Annotated in this window: 8 protein-coding genes; all 8 read left to right on the top strand. The window is 65.2% G+C overall.

Annotated elements, in window-relative coordinates:
* The first annotated feature begins 2 nt into the window (after positions 1-2).
* The 8 genes from rpmH to QZX79_RS09585 all read left to right on the top strand — a co-directional run bounded on the left by rpmH (position 3) and on the right by QZX79_RS09585 (position 6,032).
* A complete protein-coding gene (gene rpmH / locus QZX79_RS09620; protein ID WP_055854070.1) occupies positions 3-140 on the top strand; it encodes a 50S ribosomal protein L34 in 138 nt (45 codons plus the stop codon).
* A gap of 84 nt (positions 141-224) precedes the next feature.
* On the top strand, positions 225-587 hold the full coding sequence (rnpA, locus tag QZX79_RS09615) for a ribonuclease P protein component (protein WP_294567936.1): 363 nt from the start codon (positions 225-227) through the stop codon (positions 585-587).
* Positions 581-943, top strand: coding sequence for a membrane protein insertion efficiency factor YidD (yidD, locus tag QZX79_RS09610; protein ID WP_294567942.1), 363 nt, complete (start codon positions 581-583; stop codon positions 941-943). The genes rnpA and yidD overlap by 7 nt, the downstream gene beginning before the upstream one ends.
* Positions 944-949: 6 nt before the next feature.
* On the top strand, positions 950-1,912 hold the full coding sequence (gene yidC / locus QZX79_RS09605; protein WP_294567934.1) for a membrane protein insertase YidC: 963 nt from the start codon (positions 950-952) through the stop codon (positions 1,910-1,912).
* Positions 1,909-2,454, top strand: coding sequence for a R3H domain-containing nucleic acid-binding protein (locus tag QZX79_RS09600; RefSeq protein WP_294567931.1), 546 nt, complete (start codon positions 1,909-1,911; stop codon positions 2,452-2,454). The genes yidC and QZX79_RS09600 overlap by 4 nt, the downstream gene beginning before the upstream one ends.
* A complete protein-coding gene (gene rsmG, locus QZX79_RS09595) occupies positions 2,447-3,121 on the top strand; it encodes a 16S rRNA (guanine(527)-N(7))-methyltransferase RsmG (RefSeq protein WP_294567927.1) in 675 nt (224 codons plus the stop codon). Before QZX79_RS09600 ends, rsmG begins: the two co-directional genes overlap by 8 nt.
* 277 nt (positions 3,122-3,398) lie before the next feature.
* Positions 3,399-4,340, top strand: coding sequence for a ParA family protein (locus QZX79_RS09590; RefSeq protein WP_294567940.1), 942 nt, complete (start codon positions 3,399-3,401; stop codon positions 4,338-4,340).
* A 465-nt stretch (positions 4,341-4,805) separates the two neighbouring features.
* Complete coding sequence (locus tag QZX79_RS09585) at positions 4,806-6,032, top strand: ParB/RepB/Spo0J family partition protein (RefSeq protein WP_294567938.1); 1,227 nt, start codon at positions 4,806-4,808, stop codon at positions 6,030-6,032.
* Positions 6,033-9,111 lie beyond the last annotated feature (3,079 nt).

Raw genomic sequence — 9,111 nt, 5'->3', positions numbered from 1 at the left:
CAGTGAGCAAGCGGACCTTTCAGCCGAATAACCGCCGTCGTGCCAAAAAGCACGGTTTCCGCCTTCGCATGCGTACCCGCGCAGGCCGTGCCATTCTGTCGGCACGCCGCAGCAAGGGCCGCACGGAACTGTCGGCATAGCGGTACAACCCTTTCCGCGATGAAGCCCGGCCTGGATCGCGCGGTGTTCGATACTTTTCCGGTTCCTTAGGAGAGGCACAGTCGATGCTCGCGAAGATCCACCGGGTGCGCGTCGCCGGAGATTTTGCACGGACCGTACGTTCCGGTGCCCGCTCAGGGCGCCGGAACGTCGTCTTATATGCCCTGCCCCGTCCGGCTGGGCCCAGCCGGTGCGGATTCATCGTCGGGAAGAACGTCGGGAACGCCGTGACACGCAATCTCGTCAAGCGAAGGCTGCGAGCCGCGGCCGCAGCCTTCATCGCGCGCAACCCGCAGGGGCTCGACCTTGTGGTCCGTGCCCTTCCCGCTTCCGCCCTCGCGGGGTGGGATGATTTGAGCAGCGACTTCGACAAGGCGGCAGCCGGCGCGCTCCGGCGCTTCAGGGACAAGGGAGACACGGGATTGTGACGGCGACCGGACCCCGGTACTGGAGCCTCCTGCGCGATGCGCCCCGTGGCCTGCTGATCCTGCTGCTGAAGGTTTACCGGCGGATCGTTTCCCCCCTCTACGGACCTGTCTGCCGGTTCTACCCGAGCTGCTCGGCCTATGCACTTGAGGCGGTCACCGTCCACGGTGCCCTCCGGGGAAGTACGCTTGCGGTGAAGAGGGTCCTGCGATGCCATCCCTGGAACGACGGCGGCGTGGACCACGTGCCACCGGGTGGCAGGATTTTTCCCGAGGGGAAAGTGCCCGCGATAGTTGTGTTGAACCACCCGGTGATTCCGGACGATGACGAAGGCCGCCTGAGCGGTTCGAGGAGCTAACAGATTATGGATTTCTTCGGGACGATTCTGTTCCCCTTCCGGTGGCTGGTGTCCTGGATCATGGTGATGTTCCACGAGGGCTTCACCTTCCTGGGACTCGATGCGGCGTCGGGCTGGACCTGGACGCTGTCCATCATCGGCCTCGTCGTGGTGATCCGGGCGGCCCTGATCCCTGTCTTCGTCAAGCAGATCAAGGCCCAGCGCGGAATGCAGGCCCTGCAGCCGGACCTGCGCAAGCTCCAGCAGAAGTACAAGGGGAAGACCGACCAGCTTTCGCGTCAGGCAATGACGCAGGAGCAGATGGCCCTGTACAAGAAGCACGGGACCAACCCATTCGCGGCGTGCCTGCCCATCCTGATCCAGATGCCGTTCTTCTTCGCTCTCTTCACCGTCCTGAACGGAATCTCGAAGGCGAGCAGGGAAGGCGAAGGGATCGGTGCCCTCTCACCGCAGGAAGTGCGGCAGTTCGATGACGCGACCATCTTCGGTGCGCCGCTGTCCTCAACGTTCCTTGGCAGCTTCGGCGGCAACATCAACCTGAGTGTGATCATCCTCTCGGTCCTCATGATCATCGCCATGACGGCCTCGCAGTTCATCACCCAGAAGCAGATCATGGCGAAGAACATGTCCGAGGAGGCAATGCAGAGCCCCTTCATGCGTCAGCAGAAGATCATGCTCTACATCCTTCCCCTGGTCTTCGGCATCGGTGGCATCAACTTCCCGATCGGCGTCCTGATCTACTGGACGACCACGAACATCTGGACCATGGCCCAGCAGTTCTACGTCATCCGGCGCATGCCTACTCCCGGCTCCCCGGCAGCCAAGGCCCTCGCGGAGAGGCGCGCCAAGAAGGGGCTGCCGGCTCTCCCGCTGCTCGGTGAGCGGAAGGGCGAACCCGTCGTCGAGACGGTCGCACAGCCTCGAGTCCAGCGGGTCCAGCCCCAGCGCAAGAAGAGGAAGAAAAAATGAGCATCGATAACGAGCGCCCCGAACCTGCGGACATCACGGAGGAGGACGGCGACGACACCTCCAAGGCCTCCCGTCTCGAGGACGAAGGCGACGTCGCTGCCGATTATCTGGAAGAGCTCCTCGACATCGCCGACATCGACGGGGACATCGACATCGAGGTCCGCAGCGGGCGCACCTACATCTCCATCGTCTCCGAGGACCGCAGCAACAACGGGCTGAAGGCCCTGGTCGGGCGCGACGGTGAGGTGCTTGAGGCACTCCAGGAGCTCACCCGGCTGTCCGTGCTGACCGCGACCTCGAACCGCTCCCGGCTCGTCCTCGACGTCGACGGCTACCGTGGCGTCCGCGGCGATGAACTCCGGAAGATCGCCGAAGACGCTGTGGCCGAGGCGAAGGAATCCGGTGCCGAAGTAGTACTTGAACCGATGAGCGCCTACGAGCGGAAGATCGTCCATGATGCCGTGGCCGAGCTCGGCTTCGTGAGTGAGTCGGAGGGCGAAGGCCCCGGCCGGCACATCGTGGTCTCCACCGCCGATGACTGAGGACCCTCAAGTCTCCGTCGGCGGAACGCCTCCGGCAGTGCTTCCCACGGATGCGGAACGGAAGGCCGCGGAGGCGGTGTTCGGTGTACGGTTCGCCCTGGCGGAGCGCTTTGTGGAGCACCTTGCCACTTCCGGTATCGAGCGCGGGCTGCTGGGTCCCCGCGAGGTCCCCCGGCTGTGGGGGCGGCACGTCCTCAACTGCGCCGTCGTCGCCGAACTGATCGGGAACGGCAAGTCCGTGTGCGACGTCGGAAGCGGCGCGGGCCTGCCGGGGATCGCCCTGGCCATCGCGCGTCCCGACCTTTCCCTTGTGCTGGTTGAACCACTGGAACGCCGGGTGGCCTGGCTCAATGAGGTCGTCGATGACCTCGGCCTCGATAACGTCTCGGTCCATCGGGCCCGTGCCGAACAGGCCGTCAAGTCCGTCGACGTCGATGTGGTCACCGCACGGGCTGTCTCCGCGATGTCCAAGCTGGCCGGCCTCACCATGCCCCTGCTCAGGGGCGAAGGCCAGGTCCTCGCGATCAAAGGCCGCAGCGCCGCGGAAGAGGTGGCCGACGCCCGGAAGGTCATCCGCCGCCTGGGCGGAAGCAGCGTCGAGATTGTCACAGCAGGCGAGGCCGTGCTGGAGGAACCGACGACGGTGGTCCGCATCACCGTCGGCTGATCCCGGCGTCGGCCGCGGATCCCGAGCCGAGAGCCGGTGGCCGGATCGCCGCGCGGGAACGCCGGCAAGGTCAGGCAACCCGTTAGTCTTAGAAGTAACAGTGCCTGGCATGTTGGAAGTGAGCTACCGAGTGACTATGAAAGACACCGCATCTAAGCGGAACTCGACCATGTTGGTTGCGGGAGCGCCGCTGGCGGTAGGGCTCGGGAAAATTCAACCGGAAGTGTTTGCGGACCCCGCAAACACCGGAATCGTTTCACGTGAAACAACCTTCTCACTGTCCGACTCCACGGAAGCTCCAGCCAAGAAGGGCGGCAAGGGCAACAGCGTGATGGAAGCGATGGACGAGTCTTCCCCGCTGGGCAGGGAGCTGGCCAGTGAGACCCGGCGGCGGGAGAAGCTGCTGGGACGCAAGCTTCCGCGGCCGGAGTCCACGCGCGTTGTCACCATCAGCAACCAGAAGGGCGGGGTTGGTAAGACCACAACCACCGTCAACATCGCCGCCGCACTCGCTACCTCCGGCCTCAACGTGCTGGTGATCGATATCGACCCGCAGGGAAACGCCTCCACGGCGCTGGGAATCCCCCACCACGCCGAAGTCGACAGCATCTACGACGTCCTGATCGACGACCTGCCGCTGAGCCAGGTCGTGGCACCATGCCCGGACATCGACAACCTGATCTGTGCGCCGGCGACCATCCACCTCGCGGGGGCCGAAATCGAGCTGGTCTCCCTGGTCGCCCGGGAGCAGCGCCTGCGCCGTGCCATCGACGTGTACGCCAAGGAGCGCGCCGAAAACGGTCAGCCTCGCCTTGACTACATCTTCATCGACTGCCCGCCAAGCCTTGGACTGCTGACGGTCAACGCGTTCGTCGCGGCGCGGGAGGTTCTGATCCCGATCCAGTGCGAGTACTACGCACTGGAGGGACTGAGCCAGCTGCTGAAGAACATCGAGATGATCCAGAAGCACCTCAACGCGGATCTGGTTGTCTCAACCATCCTGCTGACGATGTACGACGGGCGGACCAACCTGGCCGCCCAGGTGGCCGCTGAAGTGCGGGAGCACTTCCCGAAGCAGGTCCTGAAGGCGGTCGTACCCCGTTCGGTTCGAATTTCCGAGGCCCCAAGCTACCAGCAGACCGTCATGACCTACGATCCGTCGTCGTCCGGCGCCCTGTCCTACCTTGAGGCCGCAGCGGAAATCGCCGAACGTAGTTAGCCTGAACGGGTGCCCGCTGGGCCGCCCCTACACTGTTCCTAGCGTCGTATGTCGCGAACCTAAGCCGTTCGCAATCTGAAAGGGTAACCAATGGCGGAAAAGCGCCGGGGTCTTGGCCGTGGTCTGGGGGCGCTCATTCCCAGCGCCCCTCCCGAAGAGACGGAGGTGTCCTCCGAGTCCCTCAAGCAGTCCGGCCGTCCGGCCGATCTCTTCTTCACCTCCGGGCAGGGACATGACGGAACTCCCGGGGCGAAGCGTGCGCAGCGGGGCAGCGGAATCAACAAGGATGCATTGATCGCTCCATCGCGCCGCAATGGTGGAAAGCCCCCGGCGAAGACTGCACCCCCGGCAAAACGCGGTGCAGTCCCTCCGGCCGCGGACTCCGTAGAAACGGCCACGGTGGCCCCCTCGGCCGAGGTTTCACGTGAAACGGAATCTTCCCCCGCGCCGGCAGATGCTTCCTCCGTGCCGTCGTCCACCGCCCCCAGTACCGCAACCAAGGGGCGGAAGAAGGCCGCGCCAGCGTTGGAGGGTCCGGCTGTTGCCGCTGCCCCGGCTGCTCGCCCGGAGCCAGAACAGGCGCCGGAGCCGGCTGACGCCCGCGGAGCGGTCGGTACGGCCCTAGACGCACGCGAAGCTGCGGACGCTCTCCAGAAGGCTGAAGCGGCCGTTCAGGGCACCAAGGAAACCGCTGTGAGCCCTGTGAAGGTGGAAGCGGCGGCCGTAGCGGAGCCTGCAGCGGCTGAGGAGCGGGAAGCGCCGGTAGAGGCAGCGATGCCTGCCGAGAGCGGGACGCCCGATACCGCAGCTGCAGGCGGGGACGCGGAGCCCGCACTCGCTGACGGAGTGGACGGCGACACGGGAGGTCTTCTCGAGGTTCCGGGCGCCAGGTTCGCCGAACTGCCGCTCGATGCCATCCACCCCAACCGGAAGCAGCCACGTTCGGTCTTCGACGCCGATGACATGGCCGAGTTGGTGCACTCCATCCGTGAGATCGGGGTGCTGCAGCCCATCGTCGTCCGCCCCTCCTCGGAGAAGGGCGATGCCCCCTACGAGCTGGTCATGGGTGAGCGCCGCTGGCGTGCGACCCGCGAGGCCGGGCTTGAACGTGTGCCAGCGATCATCCGGTCCACGGCCGATGATGACCTGTTGCGCGACGCACTGCTCGAGAACCTCCACCGGAGTTCGCTCAATCCGCTCGAAGAAGCGGCGGCGTACCAGCAACTGCTCGACGACTTCGGTTGTTCTCACGAGGAGCTGGCTGAGCGGATCGGGCGCTCGCGCCCGCAGATTTCCAACACTCTTCGGTTGATGAAGCTCCCACCGCTGGTTCAAAGGCGTGTGGCGGCTGGCGTTTTGTCCGCAGGACACGCCCGCGCACTTTTGGGTCTTGCAGACCAGGCCGATATGGAGAAGCTGGCACAGCGCATCGTCGCCGAAGGCCTTTCTGTGCGGTCTACCGAGGAGATCGTGGCAATGAGCGACGGGTTGCGGAGGCAGGCAAAGCCGACCGCACCCCGCAATGCTGCACGCCATGAACGCCTTGACTACCTGGCGACCTCGCTTTCGGACCGGCTCGATACCAGCGTGAAGATCACGCTCGGCGCCCGCAAGGGCAAGGTGAGCATCGAGTTCGCGAGCGTGGATGACCTGAACCGCATCATGACCGTGTTGGCACCACCTTCCAACTGACCGACATCACACACTGTGTGAACGCCGGCCCGTTTCATGTGAAACGGGCCGGCGTTTTGCTTGGTCCACCGAGGTGGAACCCGCGGCCCGGTTCACCGACCGGAAACGCGTAGGAAGGCCTGAAGGAATAGGCGTTAGAGCCGCTAGTAGCCCGACGTGATAGTGAGCAGGCGACTGCAAACACGATGCTTTGCGTACTCTCGATACCGGTGCGGCGGTTGCGCTCAGCTGGACAGGGTCAGGGAATCGGCGACGCCTGCCGGGACTCTGACCCCGCTGCGGCGGACGGGCGGGTTTCACGCGAAACGGCGTGCGCGGGGCGAGAGGTAACCGCGGGTTCGGGAGAGCGACCTGGTGCGGGACCTCTTGCCGAAGGACGGACCGTCGCCGGGAAGCCTGACGGCCCATGGCAAAGGCTCTGTCCAGTACTCGATGCGTGAGCGCGCGGGGTGATGCTGCACGAGAGCCGAGTCGACCCGCCGTTTCACGTGAAACCGACGGCAGTGTGCGCCGAACAGCGGCTTGCGAGGGTTCCGAGCCTGGCACGGAAACAAATTCGCGTTCTCCGGGCTTCTTTCCATGCTCAATATCACTCGGTCCGAGCCCCGTAGTGCTCACTCTCCCGCGCAAATTCATCCAAAGTATGTCGGCGAGCGGCTGGCGCAAAGGAGAGAAACAGAATGATTGGAGGTCCGTTTCACGTGAAACGACCGACGATAGCCTGCGGATCCTGGCTAGCCGCGTCGCCTCGGATTGGGTTCGCGACGCCAATAGGCTCCCCGGTCCTGGCGGATACGCCGCAGTCCTAGAGGCGCTCGTCGCCTCCCGGTGCCGAACGGCTGGCACGTCCGATCTGTAGGGCGATCCTCCCACTGCGTGACGATGCACCCGGGTGGCCGTCGCAGGACGCTTTCGGTCCCCAGATTCAGCCCTTCGCCTCTGGCTTCCAAGTAGCGTCGGTCAAAGACCTTAGGGTCCCTAAGCATGGCGGGCGGCGTTTCATGCCCGCTATTCGGCGCTCTCCCGTTGCTGGCGGCTACCGGTCGGCGGCTGACGACTGATCGCGACCTTCTGTGCCGGTGGGCCAGGAGAATCTCAGAAGCGATCGGGCCCACTGTTTCACGTGAAACCGTCGGCTCTGACCAAGCTTATGCACCGTCGCCATGGTGCGCTTCCCACGTGTGCCGCCAAGGGCGCCGCGGTTGGGCCAACTGCTCGCTCCGGCTCCCATCCGTTGCCGGCCGCTATCGGTGGGCCGCTAACCGCTCACTGCGGCTCACAATGCCGGTGAGCCCGTAGCGCCTCAGCAGCGGTTGGGGTTCGCTGTTTCACGTGAAACAGCGAACGCCATCAAGGTGTTGAACGCTCACTAGCGTGTTCTTCTCAGGTCAGATGCCTGGGGCGTGGCGGTTCGACCTTCTACTCGCTCCGGCTCCAGCTCAGCCTGGCCGAAGCTTGGGATGACGACCGGCGCTGTCGCGGGAGGGATTCGGTGGAGCATCTGCGGCAACCCGGTTTCACGTGAAACCGGGGCTCTGCGCGTTCTGGCATCACGACGGACTGCCTCCTGATCTCGATTTTCGAGGGCGCGGAGTCGTTCCCTGGTCGGCGGGAGCGGTCATGATTGCCGCCAACCCTCCCGTGGGCGGCGTCCATTGGCTGCTGCGAGTCAGTGGACAGCTCTAGAGAGGCGGGGGATCGCTCACTCAACTCCTTGAGGGTGTGGGGTGACACGCGCACCTTGATCACGGCTTTCGACAGATGTGCCGAGGTACCGCTGGGCTGACCCGCTCGCTTCTTGCTCGGAGGGCCACTCCCGCGTGTGGTGTGCCTCCCGCCGACAGCATCGCCTCGGTTCTCGCCTGAGCGGTCTCGCTTCTCTACGACCGCCGGCGGTCACGGCCGACCCGGCCCTCCGACTGAGCGATCGCGAGTCGTCCTGGCGTTCCTGTCGTGGCGCGCTCGGTTCGCCCGAGGAGGAGGATTGAATGCCAAGGGCCGCTCGACACGCGGTGGTTTCACGTGAAACGAGGTGGCATGGGACCGCGGGTCGTCTCGAATGCTGCCTCCACGAGACGGATGCGGCGGGACTCTCGCGAGAGTGGTCGGTGACCGAGATCCTCGGTCGGTGCAGCACCGGTGCGCGGTTCCGTGCTGGCGCGAGAGAGATGGGAATAGTTGGTCTTCAGGCCTGCGCTCCGCATTTCTCCCCATGCACCCCTATGCTCCTGCACCCTGCGCCCTGCGCCCTGCAACCGTGCGTCCGCGTAGGCGTGCAAGCGACGGGTTGTGCATCGGAAGGTCTGGGCTCATGTTTCCACGAGCGTGGACACCCGTGGGTCCGGACATCTCTCAACGCCTGCATTTGCGAAGTCCTGGTCCTCGAATCCACGCGGGGCGTCGAGTGCAGCAGCCGATCCTGGTGGGCGCGTCGATCGTCCATCAACCAGCGGCGGTACGGTCGCTCCGCTTCAGTTTCACGTGAAACCAGAGCCTCCGTCGGGCGTCTACGTAAGCGCTGCGATGCTGGCACCCGTCGTTCACCAAATACCCGGGCATCGGCGCAGATTTTTTCGGAGGGCTCGGTCCTCCAATTGAGGGATATCGCTACACCGGGGGTGCGCTACGTACGCAATCTGACTTCCCCATCTGGCGGTCGGCGCAGCGCCGGCTCGCATGAACGGAGTAGGTGCGGTTTCACGTGAAACAGGCGCGCAAGTGTGGCGCTCTTCCCGAACCCGTGATGGGCAGGGCTATTGATGACCCTCCATGCCTTTTGGCGGGCCAGGGCGGCCGCGGGCGCCCTCCCTCGCCGCTGTCGGGCCGGGAGGGCGGCCGGCGCCCCTTCGGGCCTTGGTCTGAGCACTGCCGGGCCCTCGGCCGCACTCCCGCATCGGGCGCCCGGACGGGTGGTGTGGATCCCCGCGGGTGCGGGTACCGGGCACGTGGACCGCCGTGAAGTTCCCTTACCCGTCGACTGGCCGCTCAAGGACCGACCCGGCAAAGGGAAAGGCCGGCCGCCCCGGAGGGCGGCCGGCCTTGTGCGCCGCGTGGGGCTGCCGGGCCTTAGTTGATGAAG

This window comes from uncultured Arthrobacter sp., from assembly GCF_902805515.1.
Classification (GTDB): Bacteria; Actinomycetota; Actinomycetes; order Actinomycetales; family Micrococcaceae; genus Arthrobacter_D.
This window is presented reverse-complemented; position numbering and strand designations above follow the sequence as displayed.